Source organism: Clostridium sp. B9 (assembly GCF_050509515.1).
Lineage (GTDB): Bacteria > Bacillota > Clostridia > Clostridiales > Clostridiaceae > Sarcina.
In genome coordinates this window covers 3475327-3496226 of the sequence record NZ_JBNWKA010000003.1, presented here as the reverse complement: position 1 = coordinate 3496226, position 20900 = coordinate 3475327, and the positions used below count along the sequence as shown (strand labels likewise).

General features: G+C 30.5%; 13 protein-coding genes, 1 pseudogene and 1 riboswitch. Of the genes and pseudogenes, 13 read left to right on the top strand and 1 reads right to left on the bottom strand.

Annotated features, from left to right (window positions below):
• The first annotated feature begins 6 nt into the window (after positions 1 to 6).
• The 5 genes and pseudogenes from ACQZHJ_RS15660 (at position 7) to guaA (ending at position 10544) form a co-directional block, all read left to right on the top strand.
• On the top strand, positions 7 to 2175 hold the full coding sequence (locus tag ACQZHJ_RS15660; RefSeq protein WP_430486442.1) for a type II secretion system protein: 2169 nt from the start codon (positions 7 to 9) through the stop codon (positions 2173 to 2175).
• A 23-nt stretch (positions 2176 to 2198) separates the two neighbouring features.
• The gene (locus ACQZHJ_RS15655) at positions 2199 to 2759 is read left to right on the top strand and encodes a PilW family protein (protein ID WP_430486441.1); all 561 of its coding nucleotides are present in this window, start codon (positions 2199 to 2201) and stop codon (positions 2757 to 2759) included.
• Between the two features lie 16 nt (positions 2760 to 2775).
• Entirely contained in the window at positions 2776 to 6726 is a 3951-nt protein-coding gene (locus tag ACQZHJ_RS15650) for a VWA domain-containing protein (protein WP_430486440.1), read from the top strand.
• Between the two features lie 436 nt (positions 6727 to 7162).
• A riboswitch (purine riboswitch) is annotated at positions 7163 to 7260 on the top strand.
• A gap of 190 nt (positions 7261 to 7450) precedes the next feature.
• Positions 7451 to 8905 (top strand): IMP dehydrogenase, encoded by a 1455-nt coding sequence (gene guaB / locus ACQZHJ_RS15645; RefSeq protein WP_430486439.1) that lies wholly within the window; start codon positions 7451 to 7453, stop codon positions 8903 to 8905.
• 108 nt (positions 8906 to 9013) lie between these two features.
• Positions 9014 to 10544 (top strand): annotated as a pseudogene (gene guaA / locus ACQZHJ_RS15640) (glutamine-hydrolyzing GMP synthase).
• A gap of 255 nt (positions 10545 to 10799) precedes the next feature.
• Here guaA and ACQZHJ_RS15635 read toward each other — a convergent pair.
• Positions 10800 to 12092 carry an MFS transporter gene (locus tag ACQZHJ_RS15635; RefSeq protein WP_430486438.1) on the bottom strand — a complete coding sequence of 431 codons (1293 nt, stop codon included), beginning with the start codon at positions 12090 to 12092 and terminating at the stop codon, positions 10800 to 10802.
• 623 nt (positions 12093 to 12715) lie between these two features.
• On the opposite strand from ACQZHJ_RS15635, the gene ACQZHJ_RS15630 reads away from it, so the two are divergent.
• The 8 genes from ACQZHJ_RS15630 to ACQZHJ_RS15595 all read left to right on the top strand — a co-directional run bounded on the left by ACQZHJ_RS15630 (position 12716) and on the right by ACQZHJ_RS15595 (position 20752).
• Positions 12716 to 14470 (top strand): ABC transporter substrate-binding protein, encoded by a 1755-nt coding sequence (locus ACQZHJ_RS15630; RefSeq protein ID WP_430486437.1) that lies wholly within the window; start codon positions 12716 to 12718, stop codon positions 14468 to 14470.
• Positions 14471 to 14541: 71 nt separating this feature from the next.
• Positions 14542 to 15507: an ABC transporter permease gene (locus tag ACQZHJ_RS15625; RefSeq protein ID WP_430486436.1), complete on the top strand. Its 966-nt coding sequence runs from the start codon at positions 14542 to 14544 to the stop codon at positions 15505 to 15507.
• 13 nt (positions 15508 to 15520) lie between these two features.
• Positions 15521 to 16435 carry an oligopeptide ABC transporter permease gene (gene opp4C, locus ACQZHJ_RS15620; protein WP_430486435.1) on the top strand — a complete coding sequence of 305 codons (915 nt, stop codon included), beginning with the start codon at positions 15521 to 15523 and terminating at the stop codon, positions 16433 to 16435.
• A gap of 13 nt (positions 16436 to 16448) precedes the next feature.
• Positions 16449 to 17426, top strand: a complete 978-nt coding sequence (locus tag ACQZHJ_RS15615) for an ABC transporter ATP-binding protein (protein ID WP_430486434.1) — start codon at positions 16449 to 16451, stop codon at positions 17424 to 17426.
• Positions 17427 to 18398 (top strand): ABC transporter ATP-binding protein, encoded by a 972-nt coding sequence (locus ACQZHJ_RS15610; RefSeq protein WP_430486433.1) that lies wholly within the window; start codon positions 17427 to 17429, stop codon positions 18396 to 18398. It begins immediately after the preceding gene.
• Between the two features lie 218 nt (positions 18399 to 18616).
• On the top strand, positions 18617 to 18826 hold the full coding sequence (locus ACQZHJ_RS15605) for a hypothetical protein (protein WP_430486432.1): 210 nt from the start codon (positions 18617 to 18619) through the stop codon (positions 18824 to 18826).
• 29 nt (positions 18827 to 18855) lie between these two features.
• Positions 18856 to 20208, top strand: coding sequence for a glucose-6-phosphate isomerase (locus ACQZHJ_RS15600; protein WP_430486431.1), 1353 nt, complete (start codon positions 18856 to 18858; stop codon positions 20206 to 20208).
• A 100-nt stretch (positions 20209 to 20308) separates the two neighbouring features.
• Complete coding sequence (locus tag ACQZHJ_RS15595) at positions 20309 to 20752, top strand: YaiI/YqxD family protein (RefSeq protein WP_430486430.1); 444 nt, start codon at positions 20309 to 20311, stop codon at positions 20750 to 20752.
• The last annotated feature ends 148 nt before the right edge of the window (positions 20753 to 20900 follow it).

Below are 20900 nucleotides of genomic sequence, written 5' to 3'. Positions count from 1 at the left end.
AAATAAATGAATTTTAGAAGAAAAAAAAGTGGAGCTACACTTGCTTATGTTATTGTTGTTTTAGCAATAGTATCAGTAATTGGAACAGCTATTGTATCACTTTCTTTAGTTAACTATAAAACAACGATTTTAGAAACAAAAAGAACTGAAAATCTATATATGTCTGAGTCTGGATTAGATGAAGTTGAGGCATATATAGAAAATATTACTCAAGAGGCAGTAAAAAAGGGGAATGACGCAGTTGCTAACAATAATGAGTTGTTAGGACTAACTGGAGATGCTCTAGATAAAAAAGAAAATGAAATTTTTAAACCTGTATATGAAAAATATGTAGAAGAGAATTTGAAAAATATCTTTAAATATGAAAATGGGAATGTTTTAGTTAACAATGATATTTTAAAAAGTGTAGATGATAAAACTAAAAATAATTATACAATTTCTTTAATTCAGTTAAATGGAGAAGAACTTAAAGCTAGTGAAAAAACAGAGCCAAGTATAAATAATAATCTTACCTTTGAAGATATTAAGGAGCAGGGGAAAGTTTTAAGCTTAAGGTTTGAGTCTAAATTTAAAGTTAATGATACAAGTTATAAAGATGTAAGTTTAACTTTAAATATAAAAGTTCCAGAATTTAATGGAGCGTATTATGAAGAAAAAATTCCTACACATAGTGGATTAGAAAAAGGGTTGATTGTTGGAGAAAATATAGTTGTGGATAATGGATCTAGTCTAACTGTTAATGGTGGAATAGTTGCAGCTGCAAATTTGGGAGATAAGGAATGTTTTAAATTATATAATAAAACTGAACATACAGGTGATTATAGAATTCCTCAGTATATTATTGGAATAAAAATTGGTGATGATAGTGTTTTAAATTCCTATAATGGAGATTTAATAAGTAAAGCTAGTATAGTGGTTAATAATAAAAACTATAAGCAAAATTATAGTCCGAATAGTAAATCAGTATTAAATGTTGGGACAGACGCTAAAATATTGAATTCTACTTATGGTGTCTATACCGGTAATTTAGGTATATATTCTTCAGCAAATGAATTTGAAGCAGAGAGTGGTATGGTATTTAATAAAACTCCAATTGGAAATTCAAGTATAAATTCAAATTATCCTGTTTATACAAAAAATGATTTAATATTAAATGGTGAGCAATCAACTATTGATTTGAATAATGGATTTTATGGAATTAATAGTAATACTATAGAAGCTGGTATTAATGAAAAAAGAGAAAATTCTAGTGCTATAATTATAAATTCAAAAGATATAGGAGAGGGATCTTCAATAAATATAAAAGAGGATGCTTTAATAATGGGAAGTGCTTATATTAATACTAAGGGTGGATCATATCAAACAGGAGAATCAGTAGCTGTTAAAGGAAATTACATTGCATATACATTTGGTGATGGTAAGAATGTTACTTTTAGATATTATAATCCACTACAACTTATAAATAGTATTGATGGTAAAACTAATTTGAATGTAGAAGATAAGGCTAAATATTTTAAAGAAGTTAGTAGAACGGTTCCTAGTATCAAAACAAGTGGGATTTCATTGCCGGAAAAAACTAAAAGTATAGGAGTTTATATAAATAATAATAATATTCAATATACTAGTGGATTATCTTTAGAGGATTCAACATTTGCTAAGGGAAAAGAAGAACAATTTAACAATAAAATAGAAGAGTTAGGTCCATTAAAAGATGAATTAAATATAACAAAACAAATTCATAAGTTTGAGAATGGTAATGTTATATACATAGATAATACAGGTAATTCAAATGATAGAAGGCTAGATATTGATAAAGATAGCCAAAGTAGTACTGAAGGTGGAAATATAATTACAGGAAATAATTCTAAAATAGAATTTGATGATGGTAAAGGAAAAGGGATTATCATAACTAATAGAAATATATTTATAAATGATAATATAAACTTTGAAGGAACGATAATAACTACTGGAAACATAGTATTTGGGTATAATAAAAAGTTAAACATAACTTACAATCAAAGCGTGGTTGATAATGTAATATCAAATAATTATGAGTCATTTAAAGGTTTATTTAAGGATAAAGAAATAGGAAATAAAATTATTAGGAAGTATGATAATAGCGTTGAAAGTAATACAGAATCATTAGTTAAGAGAAGTAACTGGGAAGTTAATTAATATTAGAGAAGGCTGGTGATTATATGAGTAAATTAAAAGATAAAAAAAGAGGTCTTTCTCTTATAGAATTAGTTGTTGCACTATCATTAATAACAATAATATTAATGATAGTTGGACCATTTTTTATATCAAACTATAAAAGCTTGAATAAAACTAGTAACCAGATAGATTTTCAAAGAGAGTCAAAGGTTATATTAGATCATTTTGGTGAGACTGCTATGGAATGTGGAGAAATTTTTAAAATAAAAGCTGATGCTAAAGATGTTGATTTGAGTAAAACAAATAATATTAGTGGAGAAAATGTAATAATAACATTTGTTAATAATGAAACAGAGAATCAAGTTAGAACAAGTTTTAGGTTGAAAAATGGAACTTTAACTTATAATAGAAAATTGAAAAGTAATAATTTTAAGGATAATAAAATTACAATAGGTAAGTTTATAAAAAATATAACATATACTGCTATGCCAAAAGGAACTACTTTTGAAAATGCTAATTCTATAGAAGTAAAAATAGTTTTTGATACAAGCAATGCAGAACCGTATGAAGTGAAAAACATATTTGCTTTTAGAAATAAGAAATAAAAGTGGGGGTGAAATTGTGAAGAAACTTAAGAAGAAAAAGAGGTTTGGTATTATAATAGTATGTGCAGTTTTAATAATAAGTATTATTGGAATGTCTGCATATGGAATAACACCAGCAAATCCTACTTTTGATATAAGTGCAAATAAAGATAATCTTAATATGGAGCATGGAGAAATAAAAACGGTGGATTATACTATTACTCCAAAGGAGTTTAATCCTAGGAATAAAGTAGAAAAAGAAATTATTTTAATAATAGATACTTCTCAAACTATGGTAGTTAATGATCCTTATCACAATGTATTATCTGCATCTAATAAGTTTATAAATACATTATTAAGTTCAAAGGATGATAGTTGTAAGGTAGGAGTTGTTTCTTATAATGGTGAGGCTGAAATAGTAAGTGAATTGAGTGCTGATTCAGATACAATAAATCAGAAGGTTAATAATATTGGTGGATCAAATTGGAAAGTTAATAATGATCATTTAGGAACTAATGCAGGGGATGCTTTAAGACTAGCTATATCTTTATTTGAAAATCAAAATAATAATGGTAAGAAAGTTGAAAAGACAGTAATATTTATGACAAATGGGAAACCTAATGCATATACTGGGAAATTTTATCCTGATACCAATAAGAGCAACTTATCAGGTAACTCAGGAAAAATTTATAATATGATTAATACAATGGGAGAAGATAATTATAATGTAGATACTAATGAGTTTAATAATTATCAAAAATATTTCTATAAAAACATAGACGATAAAATTTTTGCACCAAGATGGTTTCATAGAAAAAGCTTAGATGAATTAATTAATTTAATAAATGAATATGGATACAATTACGATTATTATGATAGTGCACGACAAGCATTGGACGAAGTTAATACTAATAATTCATTTAATGGAGATCATTTTAATGTTAAAGCTATGGAAAATAAGATAAGTTATTACTTAAATTTTAAGGTCGGATATGAATACGCACTTTATATGGCAAATCAACTGAAGAATAATGGAATAACTAGCTATTCAATATATTTTGGAAAAAGTTCTGATAAAACTAGATATAATACAGTTGCAGATATGTCGGAGGTTGCAGGAAATAAAAAAGGTGATAACATAATTCAATATAAAAAAACATCTTATGGTGATAATTTAGATGCAATTTTTGATGAATTACAAAAAGATTTAGATATCTCATATACTGTTAATGATGCAAAATTAAATATAAGTGTGCCAACTGGGGCAACTATAGACTCTATAGTTTATAATGGGAAAACCATAAAAGTGGATAAAAATGATATTAAAGATGGAAAATATTCATTTGATTTAGGAAATATAAAATATAAGCTTAATTCTAACGGGAATTATGTTTCTAATTCCTTTAATATAAGTGTTAATTATCAAGGTGAAAATTTAACAGAAAAAGACTTGGGAGGAGATATAAATGGAAATATAACTTCTCAGAGTGTAGGTAGTAATTCATTAGGAGATTTACCAGGTATAAAAGCTACTATAAAACCAGGTGTAAATGTTAAAATAAGTGTTTCAGATTATATTGGAGAAGTAGGAACTCCTTATGAAGTTGGAAAAACAGCAGTGAGGGCTTCAGATGGATCATATAATTATTTTTATAATGAGCCACAAAGAACTCCTAAAACTTTAATTGGAAAGGGTTTTGCCAATATTTCTGTTAAGGGAGCTCAAGATACAAAAAATCAAACTTATTGGATTAAAACTTGGTTTACTAAGGATAATAGTGAACAAGAAATAAGCCCAGAGGAATTTAAATTAAATAATATGAACTCTGATATTATGCTTGATAAACCTAATAATCTAACTTATCAGGCATATAATGTTGGTCATTTAGGAACTATGGATAATGAGGATTCATGGAATGATAGAGGTCAAGTATTTAAATCAAAACAAGGAAATCCAGGATATTTACCTACCAATAAAATAGCTCAATATCCTCAAGAATATGGAACACCAGAAAATTTAAATAGTACTAGACCTATTTATGTTTATGGTGATACAGAGTGTGAATTAACTAATACTAAAAAATATAAAAATGAATTTATTGAAAGTTTAAATAGATATGAAAATTCAGAGGTGTGGACTTATAAATGGGGAAATAGAGTTTATGAAGTCTATAAATATGGAAACTATTGGGATAATTTGAAAGGTGGATTTATAAAAGAAGTTAGTAATTGGATGTGGAAACCTAAAACAATATTCTATGATAGTATGAGAGTTGATGATATAAACTATAGGAATGATTACCCAGGATTTACATACAAAGAATCAGATAAATATTGGGGGTATTTAAAACCAAAAGAATCTGGGTGGTACTTATTTGGTACAGAGTCAGATGATGGTTCAAGATTTAGTTTAACTGTGAATAATTCAACATACGAATTAGCTAATAGTAATTTTGGAGTAAGTGGCAATAATAGATGGTATATAAGTCAGGATAGAAGTAACTTTAAAGTACATGCAGCAGCATTTTATAGTTCTTTTCAACCAGTATATTTAGAGGCTAATAAATACTATCCAATACAACTTGAATATTTTAACTGGGGAGGTGGAGGAGCCTTTAAGTTAGGATATTGTAAGTTAGATAATTATAATGAAAATATTAGAGATGCTTTTAAAATGCTTAATAAGGCAACTACTTCACAAGATTATAAAGATTTAGATGAAGTTTTTTATTCGAAAAAATTAGGTTATTGGCCTAATAATTATTATAGATATTATATTGCAGACAATAATATTAATGAATATTTAAATAAACTAAATTGGATGGGGAATGGAAATAATGAAGTATTTACTATGTATCCATCAAAAAGTAATGAACCTGGTGATGTAGCTAATGAAGTTTTTGAAGGTAAATCAGGAGTTAAACTTCCAGTAGATAATGGGGTTTATACAATGCATTATAAAATTTTCACTAGGGCTAATGGTGGAAAAAAAGGTTCTAGTATTTTAAGAGACAACATTGCTAAGGGAAGTTACGGTAAATTTGAAATTAAAGATTTATTAAATGCTAAGATAGATGTTACTGATACAAGTGGTGGTAATAAGATTTATGCTAATAGTAAAGCCATAGTAAATTATAGAATGAATCCAAATCCATTAAAGGTAACAGATGTAATAAGAGATGGAAGTAATCCACCAGAGCAAATAAAATTAAGTGAGTTAAAGATAGTTGGATTAATACCAAAAGGTCTTAAGTTTATAAATAACGATATTTCTGTTAATGGGCGTCTTGAAAGTGATGGAAGCACTAGAATTGAAACTAATGAAATGAATGACATAATTTATACTCGTCAAGGAGATAGTTATGTTGCAAATAGTATGGACAAAAAAATAAATGTGCTTGTTGAATCAGTTGGGAATTTTGATTTTAGAGAAGATCAAAATAGAGTTGGATTTAAATTAATATATAATACTAAAGAGACTAAGCCAATGCTTGAGGACTTTAAGGGAAGTAGTATAAGTATAAATGAGCCTACTAAGATAGAGAAGTTTGGTATTTTAGATTCTGGATCACCTGACAATATAAAAGATGCAAGTGGAGGAATTGATGTTGTTAATGGAATGCCACTTAAGATTGCTATATTGGCAGATATTAAATCTCCGACTTCAGTTATAGACTTTGGATTTAATGCTAACAACATAAAAAATATAGGGTCAGGATTAAAAGTTAAAGTTTATGACAAAGGAAGTTTATATAATAGCATAGAAGAATTTACTATAGATGAGTTAAATAAGAATTTAATTAGTGGAGTTAATACCGGCATAAGACTTAAAAACTTAAGTCTTGGAGAAAAAGTAATAGTTATAGAAGTAACTCCAGATAAAATCTCACAAGGTGGAAGTACTTTGCTTAAAGCAACTGTTGAAAATGGAGATGAAAAAATATATTCTGCAAGACTTCAATATGAAGAAATGCCAGATGTATTCTAAAAACTAATAAAAATAAGACTATAAAATTTTTATGGTCTTATTTTTTTATAGCTTAGTAGTTTGTTTTAAATTAGTGAATAATAATATTATTAGTTAGGAGTATACATTTTATTTTGTAAAGTGGTATACAAAATATTTAATGATACAAAGTGTTATGGAAATGAAATATTTGGTAGTAGGAGTCTTGCAATAAGGTTCTATTTTGATAATATTTCCATAAATAAGTGCTAAATAGAATAAATTATGAAGAAATTCTATATAATTAACTAAAAATCCGAATGATTAAAATGAATGAGAATAGAGAATGTTTGTGAAAAATAACTTGCATTTACAAGATGGGATGAATATAAACTTTCATAAAGGAGGTTTTAAAATTAATTTAATGCATTTTGTTGACAAGCCTTCTTTCATGGATTATAATTAATAAAAATTAGACAAAACGGAACATAAATAAACTCGTATAAGCTTTGAATAAGGCAAAGCGTTTCTACCGGAGACCTTAAATTTCCGTCTATGAGTGAATTTGATATACTATAGGTGTACTATAAGCATATTGACTTCACTTAGAGGTTAGTATGCTTTTTTTTGAAAAATAAATTTCATATCTAATGTATATTTGCAAGTTTGCATTCAAAAATAGAGCGGGCCTTTTAAAAACGAGTTTCATAAAAATTACTTAATTGTACATAAATAACTTTGAAAATATAGTGTGGAGGCGATCGATATGGCAAGAATATTAAAAACAGCATATACATTTGATGATGTATTATTAGTACCAAATAAATCAGAGGTTCTACCTAATGAGGTTTCTTTAAAAACTCAATTAACAAAGAAGATTCAATTAAACATTCCTTTAATGAGTGCAAGTATGGATACAGTTACTGAATCTAAAATGGCAATAGCTATGGCTAGAGAAGGTGGAATAGGAATAATCCATAAAAATATGACAATTGAAGATCAAGCAAGAGAAGTTGATAGAGTTAAAAGACAAGAAAATGGAGTTATAACTGATCCAATATTCTTATCAGAAGATCATACAGTAAGTGAAGCTTTAGAATTAATGGCTCGATACAGAATTTCAGGGGTCCCTGTAACAAGAGAAGAAAAATTAGTTGGTATCATAACTAATAGAGATATAGTTTTTGAAACAAACTACGAGAAGAAAGTTTCAGAGGTTATGACAAAGAGCCCACTAGTTACTGCTAAAGAAGGAACTACTTTAGTTGAAGCTTTAGAAATATTAAAGCAACATAAAATCGAAAAACTTCCTTTAGTTGATGACGAAAATAACTTAAAAGGACTTATAACTATAAAGGATATAGAAAAAGCAAAAGCTTTCCCTAATGCGGCTAAAGATGAAAAAGGAAGACTTTTATGTGGAGCTTCAATCGGAGTGACTGCTGACATGATGGAAAGAGTAGATGCAGTAGTTAAAGCTAACGTAGACGTTATAGTTTTAGATACAGCTCATGGTCATTCAAAAGGAGTTATTGAAGGAGTTAAGAGAATAAAAGCTAAATATCCTGAACTTCAAATAATAGCTGGTAATATAGCTACACCAGAAGCAGTAAGAGATTTAGCAGAAGCTGGTGCAGATTGTGTTAAAGTTGGTATAGGACCTGGTTCAATATGTACTACAAGAATAGTTGCAGGTGTTGGGGTTCCTCAATTAACAGCAGTTATGGATTGTGCAGAAGAAGGAAAAAAATTAGGCGTTCCAGTAATCGCTGATGGTGGATTAAAATACTCAGGAGATATAGTAAAAGCTTTAGCAGCAGGTGCTTGTGCAGCTATGATGGGATCAATCTTTGCAGGATGTGAAGAAGCACCAGGAGCTATAGAAATATTCCAAGGAAGAAGCTATAAAGTTTACAGAGGAATGGGTTCTTTAGGAGCTATGGCTAAAGGTTCAAGTGATAGATACTTCCAAAATGGAACTAAGAAATTCGTTCCAGAAGGAGTTGAAGGAAGAATTGCCTACAAAGGACATTTAGCAGATACTATTTACCAATTAATCGGTGGAATAAAATCAGGAATGGGATACTTAGGAGCTCCAACTTTAGAGCAATTATATGAAACTGCTAACTTTGTTGTTCAAACATCAGCAGGATTCAGAGAAAGTCACCCACATGATATAAATATTACTAAAGAAGCACCAAACTATAGTGTTAACCAATAGGATACAAAGTTCAACAAAATGTTAAAATAAATGTCTTGAAGGTTTTAACATTTTGTTGCAATATATTATATAAGATGAACGGAATATTAAAATTGTGGAGGAAAGCAAATGAGAGATTTAGTTTTAGTTGTCGACTTCGGTGGCCAATATAATCAATTAATAGCAAGAAGAGTTAGAGAGTGTGGAGTTTATTGTGAAATAATACCTTACACTTATAGTATAGAAAAAATAAAAGAGAAAAATCCAAAAGGAATAATATTCACTGGTGGACCAAACTCAGTTTATGGAGAAAATACTCCTTCATTAGATAAAGAAATATTTGAGTTAAATGTTCCTATATTAGGAATATGTTATGGAGATCAGTTAATGGCACATCTTTTAGGTGGAAAAGTTGCAACTGCTCCAGTTAGAGAATATGGAAAAACTAATGTAACTTTAGATAACTCATCAAAGTTATTCCATGGAATAGAAGCTGATGAAACTTGTTGGATGAGTCACACTGACTACATTGCAGAAGCTCCAGAAGGATTCAAAATCATAGCTCATACAGATGTATGTCCAGTAGCTGCTATGGAAAATGAAGAAAGAAGACTTTATGGTGTTCAATTCCACCCAGAAGTTGAACATACTCCATTTGGTCAAGATATGATGAGAAACTTCCTTTACAATATATGTGGATTAGAAAATTCATGGTCAATGGCTTCATTTGCAGAAGAGAAGATAGCTGAAATAAAGAGAATAGTTGGAGACCAAAAGTTAATATGTGCACTATCAGGTGGTGTAGATTCATCAGTAGCAGCAGTTATGGTTCATAAGGCTGTAGGTAAGCAATTAACTTGTATATTTGTTGATCACGGTCTATTAAGAAAAGACGAGGGCGATCAAGTAGAAAAAATCTTCAAAGAAGGTTTTGATATGAATCTTATAAGAGTTAACGCTCAAGATAGATTCTTAGGTAAATTAAAAGGAGTTTCAGATCCAGAAACTAAGAGAAAGATAATCGGAGAAGAATTCATCAGAGTATTCGAAGAAGAAGCTAATAAATTAGGCGATATTAAATTCTTAGTTCAAGGAACTATATACCCAGATGTTGTTGAAAGTGGAACTGATACTTCAGCAGTAATCAAGAGTCACCACAATGTTGGAGGACTTCCAGAGGACATGGAATTCTCATTAATAGAGCCATTAAGAGAGTTATTTAAAGATGAAGTTAGAGCTGTAGGTGAAGAGTTAGGAATTCCTCATCACTTAGTATGGAGACAGCCATTCCCACGGACCAGGATTAGCTATAAGGGTTTTAGGAGAGGTTACTGAGGAAAAATTAGAGGTTGTTAGAGAAGCGGATGCTATTTTCAGAGAAGAGATAGCTTTAGCTGGACTTGAAAGTGAAATATGGCAATACTTCGCAGTTTTACCTAACATCCAATCAGTTGGAGTTATGGGAGACGAGAGAACTTACTGTCATACTGTAGGATTAAGAGCAGTTACATCTTCTGATGGAATGACTTCAAACTGGGCTCATATTCCATATGAAGTAATAGATAAAGTTTCAAGAAGAATAGTTAATGAGGTTAAAGGAGTTAACAGAATTGTGTATGATGTAACTTCAAAACCACCAGCAACTATTGAGTGGGAATAAGATAAATAAGTATCCAAATTAATCATTAATATATAAATTTTATTACAGGTTAAATAGGCAATCTTAAGGTTGTCTATTTAATTTTGAAATGAGATTAATAAACAATATTATAGATATTTTAAATTAAGGGTTTAAAATTTTAATATTCTGTGGATAGTGTATTTAATATATAGAATTTAAGTATTTAGGATATTGTTATTAAATATAAAAAAGTAGCTATGAAAATTTCATAGCTACTTTTTATTTTAACTGTTTTTATTTAGCTGATTTCTTTTGTATAGCTTGGAATAATGCAATTACGCCTATAGCTAAAACTATTAAAACTATAAATACTGAGAAACCTTGTGAGTATCCAGCAAATCCTGATTTATTTAGGAATGATGCCATTACAGGAGGTATTAAGAATCCACCTAAAGCTCCTAATCCACCAATCCATCCTGATGCTCCACCCATAGCTTCTGGTACAGCATTAGGAACTATTTTGAATACTGCTGCATTAGCAACACCCATTCCCACAGCAAGAAGGATTATACCTACTATTGCTAATGGCATAGTTGAAGCAAATGTCATACAAATTGCTCCTGCAAGTGCTATTGCAAGAGAAATGACAGTAGTTATTTCTCCACCATTTTTATCTGCAAGTTTACCGCCATATATTCTTGTTAATGAAGTTAATATAGAGTAGCAAGCAGTTAAAAGACCTGCAATTTTTATATTAAGTCCGAAATAAGTCATCCAATAGTTAGGGAACCAACCTGTTAGTGCTAAGAATCCGCCGAAAGTTGTGAAGTATATAAATACTAATGCCCATGTTTTCCATGACTTAGCTGATATTAAAAGTGTTTCACTTGCTTTTCCTTTAGGGAATAATTCTTGACCGTACTCTTTTGAAGCTATTTCTTTAGCTTCATCTTTACTTATTCCTTTATCAACAAGTTGGAAGTACCAAGCGTTCTGACCTATTTTTATGTAAATAACTGTTCCTACTATTAGGAATATTAACCAAGCTAAGTATGAACCAGGTAATCCTAAGAATGGAAGAGCTAAGTTTGGTATTAATAAAGCAAATATTCCAGGAGCTAAGTTACCAACTCCGCCATAGATTCCTAAAGCAACACCTTGTTGACTTTTAGGGAACCAGTAAGATGCCTGACTGACACCAACTGAGAATGTTGCTATACCACATCCAGATAAAAGTCCTAGTATAAATAATAAAGAATAATATTGGTTTAAGTTATCGTTAAAGAATGCTAAAACTACGTATAAACCACCCATACCTATTATTGATAGTAAAAGTAAGACTATAAGTGGCTTTCTTCCGCCAGTAGTATCAACCCATGCTGAGAATGGGATTCTTAATAATGAACCTGATAAGTTAGGTGCAGCTATAAGTAAAGCTAATAATACTGGGTTTAGGTTTACAAAAGCTTCTTTGAATATAGCAGACGTCGGTCCATAAAGTGAAACCGCTGCAAATCCGATGAAGAAACCTAAAGTTGCGCCTGTTAATCCACGACGTGGATTACCTTTAAGATTTAAAGTATTCATTGTATTACTCCTTTGTTTGTTAATTTTTTAACTCTAAAAGTTATAAATATCGTACTAATTGCAATGAAATTATATCACTAAAAAAAAGTATGTACTGTAACTTTTATCACGAATAATATTTTTTTGAGATTGTGTAGTAACAATTTTGTGAGATTTCATATGATATATATTATTATCAATAAAATTAATAATTTAATACAAAGAAGAGTATATTTAAAAACATATGCTAATAAAAAATACATAGAGAATAAGAATAAAAGAAAATTAACGGTAAATTATTTATAATGAAAAAATAAATTTCCAATATTGCAAAATTATTGGAAATAATTTAAAATACAAATAATAAAACTTTAAAGACGAGTGTTTTTCATAGGAGAACACAAAGGAATATTAACAATATAGTTATAAAATAAGCTTGAAATTATTAATTTATTAATAAAAATCTCTATTTACAAAGTAAATTTTAAGGGATATAATTGTTAATATGAAAATAAAGTAAAATATGGAATAAAATTTTATTTTATGAAACAATAAGAAATGTATGTATTAAGCAAGAAAAATAATGGGGCATTGCAAATTATTACATACTAACAATAAATTTTTATTAAAAGGGGGCAAAATTAATGAAAAGAAAATTAGTTACATTATTAACAGCAGGATTAGCTGCTTCAATGTTATTTGTAGCATGCGGGGGCGGAGCAGATAAACCAGCAGAAGGAAATAATGGTGGATCAAATTCAGGCTCAGAAGAAAATACAGGTGGAGAGAAGAAAGATTTATCAAAACCTGAAAGAATAGCAGCTGAAAATCCAGCGGCAATACCAGAGACTGCAAAGAATAGAAAAGATACTTTAATCGTTGGAACAACAGATCCAAAGGGAGAATTTGTACCAATATACGGTTCAACTACTTATGATGCTTGGGTTAATAATTTAATATTTGATGGATTGATTTCAAATAATGAAAAAGGTGAACCAATTCCAAATGTAGCAGAGAGCTATGAAGTTTCAGAAGATGGTAAAATTTATACTTTCAAATTAAACAAAGGAATTAAGTTCACTGATGGAACAGAATTAACTGCCAAGGATGTAGCATTCACATTTACATCTATTTGTGATCCTGGATATGATGGACCGAGAATGGATGCTGTTAGCAACTTAGTTGGTTACGAAGAGTATAACAAAGGTGATGCTGAGTCAGTTGAAGGTATTAAGGTTATAGATGATTATACAATTGAATTTACTAATAAAGAAGTAGATGCTCAAGGTATCTGGAACTTTAGTTATGGAATTATGCCAGAAAATTATTATGGATTTGAAAAAGGTAATTTCCAAGCAGTTAAAGATAAATTATTAAATCCAGTTGGATCAGGGGCATATAAATTTGTTCACTTCAAACCAGGACAAGAAGTTAAGTTTGAAAAGAATGCTGATTACTGGAAAGGTGAACCAAAGATACCTTATATAGTAATGAAAGTTACAAATGCACAAACACAATTACAAGAATTAATGGCTGGAACAGTTGATATAGATAGAGTTGGAGCTAAGCCAGAAAATATAGATCCATTAAAACAAGCAGGATTCTTAAATATGGATTTATATATGCAAAATGGATATGGATATATAGGAATGAACTATGGTAGTGATAAGGTTAAAGATCCTAAGGTAAGACAAGCTTTAGTTTATGGATTAAATAGACAAGGATTTATGGAGTCATACTACCAAGGATATGGACAAGTTTACAACTCACATATTCTTCCAACTTCATGGGCATATAACCCAGATGTACCAACTTATGATTATAATCCAGAAAAAGCTAATGAATTACTTGATGAAGCTGGATGGAAAGATACAAATGGAAATGGTGTAAGAGATAAGGATGGAGTTGAATTAGAACTTCAATGGTTAACTTACACAGATTCTAAATACGTTGAATCATTAATTCCAATAGTTCAACAATCATGGGAACAAATTGGTGTTAAGGTTACTCCAGAGTTAATGGAGTTTGGAACAATGCTTGATAAGGTTGATAAGAGAGAGTATGACATATTCAATGCTGCTTGGAACCTTTCAATAGATCCAGATCCATCAGGAATATTTGCTATTTCTCAGGATGTACCAGGAGGATTTAATAATGTTGGTTGGAGAAATGAAGAAGCAGATCAATTGTTGAAAGATGGTAAAGCTACAACTGATCAAAATGAAAGAAAGAAAATCTATGGAGAGTGGCAATTAAAGTTCTCTGAAGATTTACCATACATCCTTTTAGGTAATGCTCAAGAGATGTTTGCATCAAGTGCAAAAGTTAAGGGATATCAACCTTCAACTTATATTGATTGGACTCATGATGTTTACAAACTTGAATTAGTTAATGAATAAAATTAAAATAAATCAAAAGTTAGCCTGGACAAAAATCCAGGCTAATTTTGAAAAATGGGGGGAACAGCAAAATGCTACAATTTATTACTAGAAGAGTACTTCAAATAATACCAACTATTTTTGGAGTTTCTTTAGTGCTTTTCTTTATCTTTGCTATGGCTCCAGGAGATGCTATTACAGCTAATATGGATCCAAACATGAGTGTAGAAACTAAGCAAGCAATAAGAGAAAAATATCATTTGGATGAACCAAAAACAACTCAGTACATGTACTGGTTAAAAGGTATTGTAACAGAAGGGTCTTTAGGAGAATCTTTCTATTATAAAAGACCAGTTGCAGATGTAATGAGAGATTTTATACCAAATTCATTTATCTTGGGAGCTGCGTCCTTGATACTGGGACTAATAATAGCAGTTCCAATAGGAATAATTTCAGCAACCAAGCAATATTCATTTTTTGATAAATTCTTTACGGTCTTTGCCCTTATGGGGATATCAATGCCGTCGTTCTTCTTTGGACTTATATTAATAAAATATTTGGGAGTTCAGCTTAATTTATTCCCTATATCGGGTATGACAGATGCAGGTAGTGCATATACAGGAATGCAATATATTTTAGACGTATTACATCACATGATTTTACCACTTATAGTTTTAACTCTTGGAAGCGTAGGTGGATGGATGAGATACACAAGATCAAGTATGCTTGAGGTAGTTAGACAAGACTACATAAGAACTGCAAGAGCAAAAGGATTAAAGGAAAAAGTTGTTATTTATAAACATGCTTTAAGAAATGCTTTAATTCCAGTTGTAACATTATTAGGTATGTCAATTCCAGGATTATTCTCAGGTGCCACATTAACAGAAAAAATCTTTAACTGGCCTGGTATAGGTCCTGTTCAGCTAAGTGCTGTAAATAATAGAGACTATTATCTACTTATGGGTATAAATCTTACATTAGCAATATTGGTTCTTATAGGAAACTTACTTGCTGATATTATATATGCCTTTGTAGATCCTAGAATAAGATTGAAGTAGGGGGGCTTTGGAAATGCAAACAGAAGTAAATAAGAAAGTAAAAGTTAAAAAAGAAAAAATTGAAAGCCCTTGGACTGTTGCTTTTAAAAGGTTAAAAAAGAATAAACTAGCATTAAGTGGATTGTTTATACTTTTAATTCTTGTGGCTATAGCTGTATTTGGACCAATGTTATATCCACATGATCATTTAACTATAGATTTATTAAATACTAATAAACCACCTTCAGCAGAACATTGGTTAGGAACAGATGCTTCTGGTAGAGACGTATTAGCAAGACTTATGTATGGAAGTAGATATTCACTTTCAATAGGTATAGTTGCAGTAGGTATTTCTATTACTATAGGTACTAGCTTAGGTATATTAGCTGGTTATTATGGTGGATTAGTAGATAGTATAATAATGAGAATTGTTGACGTATTTATGTGTTTCCCATTCTTATCATTATTAATAATGGTATCTGCTATAATGTCAGATTTAAAGATACCACCAGAATATAGAATTTTCGTAGTTATGTTTATTATAGGTGCATTAAGTTGGACTGGTACTTGTCGTATGGTTAGAGGTATGGTTTTATCTCTAAGAGAGCAAGAGTTTATGCAAGCGGCAGAATCATTAGGTCTTTCTGATGCTAGAAAAATGTTTTTACACTTATTACCTAACACATTAGCTGTAATCATAGTTTCAGCTACATTAGGAATTGGTGGAGCTATATTAACAGAGTCATCTCTAAGTTTCTTAGGCCTTGGAGTTACACCACCTACACCAACTTGGGGAAATATGATACAAGCAGCTCAAGATTACTATACATTAACTAATAGATGGTGGTTATGGATACCTCCAGGAATATGTATATTCTTAACTGTTATATCAATAAATATATTTGGAGATGGATTAAGAGATGCTCTAGATCCTAAGCTAAAAGTTTAAGGGGGAGAGTGTAATGGGAAAAACATTAGTAGAATTTAAAAATCTTGAAACTCACTTTCATACAGGTGAGGGTATAGTTAAAGCTGTAAATAACGTTAGTTTTAAAATAAAAGAGGGAGAGACAGTTTGCGTAGTTGGAGAATCTGGTTGTGGAAAATCTGTAACTGCTATGTCTCTTATGAGATTAATACCAACTCCTCCTGGAAAAATAGTTGGAGGAGAAATATTCTTTGATGGAAAAGATGTTTTAAAGTTCACTGAAGAAGAACTTATGGATATGAGAGGAAATGATATTTCTGTTATATTCCAGGAACCAATGACATCTTTAAATCCTGTATTTAAAATAGGAGATCAAATTTGCGAAGCGATTATTCTTCATCAGCACTTATCAAAAGCAGAAGCTGAGAAGAAAGCGGTAGAAGTTTTAAAAATCATAGGTATAGCTAGGGCAGAGGAAATAATGAAATGTTATCCTCATGAATTATCTGGAGGAATGAGACAAAGAATTATGATTGCAATGGCAGTTTGTTGTAATCCGAAGCTTTTAATAGCTGACGAGCCTACAACTGCACTTGATGTTACAATCCAAGCTCAAATTCTAGATCTTATGAGGGATATAAAAGAGAAATTAAACACTTCAATATTATTAATAACACATGATTTAGGTGTTGTTGCTGAGATGGCAGATTATGTTGTAGTAATGTATGCAGGTAAGGTTATTGAAGAGGCTCCAGTTATAGAGTTATTCAAAAATCCACTTCATCCATATACTCAAGGATTACTTAAATCTAAGCCATCAGTTGGCGGAAATGAAACTAGACTTTATTCAATACCTGGGCAAGTTCCTAATCCAGTAGGTATGCCAGATAACTGTTACTTCAATGAGAGATGCGACAAATGTATGAAGAAATGCAAAGAGAATCAACCAACTCTTATTGATGTAGGAAATAGACACAAGGTTTCATGCTGGTTATATAAGGAGGGAAAGTAGATGCAAGATAATACAGTTTTAAAAGTTGAAAATTTAAAAAAATACTTTCCAATTAAATCAGGAGTTTTTTCTAAGACAGTTGGGCATGTAAAGGCTGTTGATGGAGTAAGTTTTACTATAGATAAAGGTGAAACTTTAGGACTAGTTGGAGAATCAGGTTGTGGTAAGTCAACAACAGGAAGAGCAATTTTAAGATTATTTGAAAAGACTGATGGAAATGTATATTTTGAAGGAAAAGATATATTTGATTTAAAAAAGAAAGAGCTTAGAGAGTTAAGACCTAGGATGCAAATGATATTCCAAGATCCATATTCATCATTAAATCCTAGATTATCAGTTGACTCATTAGTAGGAGAGGCTTTAATAAGTCATAAGTTATGTAGCAAGGAAGAGTTGCCGGAAAGAGTAGCTCAAACTATAGAGAGATGTGGTCTTGCTAGATATCATATGAAGAGATACCCACATGAATTTTCAGGTGGACAAAGACAGAGAATTGGTATTGCAAGAGCATTGGCTTTAAATCCAAGCTTTATAGTAGCTGATGAGCCAGTTTCAGCTCTTGATGTTTCAATACAATCACAGATAGTAAATTTAATGATGGATTTACAAGAAGAGATGGGATTCTCATATCTTTTCATATCTCACGATTTAAGTATAGTAAAACACATATGTCATAAAATTGGAGTTATGTATTTAGGAAGTTTAGTTGAGCTAGCTCCTAAAAATGAGCTTTATGAAAATCCACTACATCCATACACTAAGGCTTTATTATCAGCGGTTCCAATACCAGATCCAACAATAAAGAGAGAAAGAATAATATTAAGAGGTGATATTCCATCACCTGCAAATCCACCAACTGGATGTAAGTTCCACACAAGATGTCCTTATGCTATGGATAAGTGTAAAAAAGAAATTCCAGAGTATAAGTGTGTTGGAAAAGATCACTATGTAGCATGTCATTTAGTTGAGTAGATTGGGAATTTCTTTTAACTTGGTATAAACAATGTGTATTAAAATGTAAAAAATGAATTAAAAATTAAATTTTGTATAGTGTAGGAAAGAAAATTTTCCTACACTATAACTATATATGAGGAAATTTCACAAAATGTATAAAAAGTGTGATATTACCTTGTAATACATAAATGATAAATGATAAAATATTAACGTATGGTTAACGGGGGGAGTTAAATTTGTTTTGGTTTAAAGATGAAATAACTAGAAGAAAAGAAAAAGAAGATTATGAGAAGTTAATGGAAGAGATTAAAGATAAAGAAAAGCCAACTTTTAAAGATTTGGTTGCTATAATGATGGCGCAATACGCAATAATACTTCCAATGGTATTTGGTGGTTTAATTATTTTTGCGATTATATTATATATATTAATGGCGTGGTTAAAATAACTTTATAAACGTCAATGGAGGTAGTAATAATGAAAAAAGGATTAGTTGTTGATTTATCAAAAGCAGCTCCATATTTAAGAGAACATGAAGTTGCTTACATGCAAGAAACTATTAACGCAGCACATGAGAAATTACATAATGGAACAGGTGCAGGAAATGACTTCTTAGGATGGGTTGACCTACCAGTTAATTATGATAAAGAAGAATTTGGAAGAATTAAAGAAGCTGCTAAAAAAATCCAAAGTGATTCAGATGTTTTAGTAGTTATAGGTATAGGTGGTTCTTACTTAGGAGCAAGAGCTGCTATAGAAATGTTAACTAACAATTTCTATAACTCATTATCAAAAGATAAGAGAAAAACTCCTGCTATATTCTACGTAGGAAACAACATAAGTTCAACTTACATGGCTGACTTATTAAAAGCTATAGATGGATTAGATGTAAGCTTAAACGTAATATCAAAATCAGGTACTACTACAGAGCCTGCAATAGCTTTCAGAATCTTAAAAGATTTCATGGAAAAGAAATACGGAAAAGAAGAAGCTACTAAGAGAATATATGCTACAACAGATGCTAAGAAAGGTGCTTTAAAAACTTTAGCTGATGCTGAAGGATATGAGACTTTCGTAATTCCAGATGATGTTGGAGGAAGATTCTCAGTTTTAACTGCAGTTGGTTTATTACCAATAGCTACTGCTGGTATAAATGTTGATGAAATAATGGAAGGTGCAGCTGACGCTAGAGAAGAATATTCAAATCCTTCATTAGCTGACAATGAGTGTTACAAATATGCTGCAGCTAGAAACTGCTTATACAATAAAGGAAAATTAATCGAAGTTTTAGTTAACTACGAGCCATGTGTTCACTTCTTCAACGAGTGGTGGAAACAATTATACGGAGAATCAGAAGGAAAAGACAACAAAGGATTATTCCCAGCAGCTGTTGACTTCTCAACTGACCTTCACTCAATGGGACAATACATCCAAGAAGGTAGAAGAGACTTATTCGAAACTGTTCTTTGTGTAGACAATGCTAGAGAAGAAATAACTATAGAAGCTAACGAAGAAAACATAGATGGATTAAACTTCTTAGCAGGAAAAACTATGGATTATGTAAATAAGCAAGCCTTCAGAGGAACTTTACTTGCTCACAACGATGGTCAAGTACCAAACATAGTTGTTAATGTTCCTGAGTTAACTCCATACTACTTCGGAAGATTAGTTTACTTCTTCGAAAAAGCTTGTGGAATTAGCGGATACGTTTTAGGAGTAAATCCATTCGACCAACCAGGAGTTGAAGCTTACAAGAAAAACATGTTTGCTTTACTTGGAAAACCAGGTTTCGAAGATTTAAAAGCTGAATTAGAAGCTAGATTAAAATAATATAAATTAAATTTAAAAAGGAGCTCTTTTTAGAGCTTCTTTTTTGTTTTAAGGGTATAATTTTATTAAGAGAATTTTTTGTTTGATAGGAGTATTTATTATGAAGATAGTCGTTGATGGAGATGGATGTGCAGGAAGAGAAGTTATTGAAAAAGTAGCAAAAAGTAAGTCTATAGATGTTTTAATTTTTTGTACAATAAATCATATGATAAGATCTGATTATTCCGAAGTTAAAATAGTAGATGATGGCTTTCAAAGTGTAGATATGTATGTTGCAAATGCTACTAAAAATGGTGATATTGTTGTAACACAAGATTATGGGGTAGCAGCTATGGCACTTGGTAGAGGAGCTTTAGCTATTAGTCCAAAAGGAAATATTTATGATAATGAAAACATTGATAGATTACTTTTTGAAAGACATTTGCATCAAAAGAATAGAAGAGCTGGTGGAAGAAGTAAGGGAAGCTCTAAAAGAAAAAAAGAAGATGACGATAGATTAGCTTATAATTTAGATAAATTAATATTAAGAAGTAATGGGATTTAGAATTTATTTTGAGGTGAATAAGAAAACCTCAGATTAATCTGAGGTTTTCTTTTATGGTTCGATTATATGGATATAATAAAATTAGGAGATTTACAGTGTTAAGTAAGTAACACTATCTACATTATATACAGAAGTATTTAATTTTATA

Coding starts and splice junctions, on each gene's coding strand:
- ACQZHJ_RS15660 (WP_430486442.1), top strand. CDS start 7: ATGAATTTTAGAAGAAAAAAAAGTGGAGCTACACTTGCTTATGTTATT.
- ACQZHJ_RS15655 (WP_430486441.1), top strand. CDS start 2,199: ATGAGTAAATTAAAAGATAAAAAAAGAGGTCTTTCTCTTATAGAATTA.
- guaB (WP_430486439.1), top strand. CDS start 7,451: ATGGCAAGAATATTAAAAACAGCATATACATTTGATGATGTATTATTA.
- ACQZHJ_RS15635 (WP_430486438.1), bottom strand. CDS start 12,092: ATGAATACTTTAAATCTTAAAGGTAATCCACGTCGTGGATTAACAGGC.
- ACQZHJ_RS15630 (WP_430486437.1), top strand. CDS start 12,716: ATGAAAAGAAAATTAGTTACATTATTAACAGCAGGATTAGCTGCTTCA.
- ACQZHJ_RS15625 (WP_430486436.1), top strand. CDS start 14,542: ATGCTACAATTTATTACTAGAAGAGTACTTCAAATAATACCAACTATT.
- opp4C (WP_430486435.1), top strand. CDS start 15,521: ATGCAAACAGAAGTAAATAAGAAAGTAAAAGTTAAAAAAGAAAAAATT.
- ACQZHJ_RS15615 (WP_430486434.1), top strand. CDS start 16,449: ATGGGAAAAACATTAGTAGAATTTAAAAATCTTGAAACTCACTTTCAT.
- ACQZHJ_RS15610 (WP_430486433.1), top strand. CDS start 17,427: ATGCAAGATAATACAGTTTTAAAAGTTGAAAATTTAAAAAAATACTTT.
- ACQZHJ_RS15600 (WP_430486431.1), top strand. CDS start 18,856: ATGAAAAAAGGATTAGTTGTTGATTTATCAAAAGCAGCTCCATATTTA.
- ACQZHJ_RS15595 (WP_430486430.1), top strand. CDS start 20,309: ATGAAGATAGTCGTTGATGGAGATGGATGTGCAGGAAGAGAAGTTATT.